This is a genomic window from Streptomyces sp. RP5T (assembly GCF_003933965.1).
GTDB lineage: Bacteria > Actinomycetota > Actinomycetes > Streptomycetales > Streptomycetaceae > Streptomyces.
On sequence record NZ_RSAJ01001192.1, the window covers coordinates 1 to 856 of the forward strand.

The following is an 856-nucleotide window of genomic DNA, read 5'->3' on the forward strand; positions in this document are numbered from 1 at the left end:
GGCCACCGGCGCAAGCGCGCTGCCCCGGGCCAAAAATCACCCCGCTCCCCCTCCCCACCCCCTCGGGAGCCGTCCCGCGATATCCCGCACGCCATGTCGCCGTAACCGTTGGTTCAGACAGGCTTGCGAGGCTCAGCGAATGAAGCCCGCCGTGCCAGAGCCTTCGCCGCCGCCCGAGGGGTCCGCGGGGAACGAGGACGCCCCGGTCGCCGTCGTACTGCCGCTCGCTGCATCCGACGCGCCCGTTTCGCTCCTGGCGCGGAAGAATGGGTCCATGAGCCAGTCGAACGCCCAGGCAGAGGTCCAGCACGTGCAGCCCTCCGTGGGCTCCATAGCCGCGCACCGCCCGCACACCGTCTCGGCCACCGTCTCCGATCTGGAACCCGACCTCGACGCCGACCTCGACGCGTACGAGGAGGTCCCGGTGGACGGTGCCGCCCAGCTCCCGCAGGGTCGTTTCCTCGACCGGGAGCGCAGCTGGCTCGCGTTCAACGAGCGGGTCCTGGAACTCGCCGAGGACCCGAACACCCCCCTGCTCGAACGCGCCAACTTCCTCGCGATCTTCGCCAGCAACCTGGACGAGTTCTTCATGGTCCGGGTGGCCGGACTGAAGCGCCGTATCGCCACCGGCGTCGCCACCCGCTCCGCCTCCGGCCTCCAGCCCCGCGAGGTGCTGGAGATGATCTGGGCCCGCTCCCGCGAGCTGATGGCCCGGCACGCCGCCTGCTACCACGAGGACGTCGCCCCCGCTCTCGCGGAGGAGGGCATCCACCTGGTCCGCTGGAACGAACTCCAGGAGAAGGAGCAGGCCCGCCTGTTCACCCTGTTCCGGCACCAGATCTTCCCGGTCCTGACC

Annotated in this window: 1 pseudogene; it reads left to right on the top strand. The window is 70.4% G+C overall.

The annotated features are described in order from the left end of the window. Window positions 1–274: 274 nt before the first annotated feature. Window positions 275–856, top strand: a pseudogene (locus EHS43_RS45330) (RNA degradosome polyphosphate kinase); the annotation flags it as partial.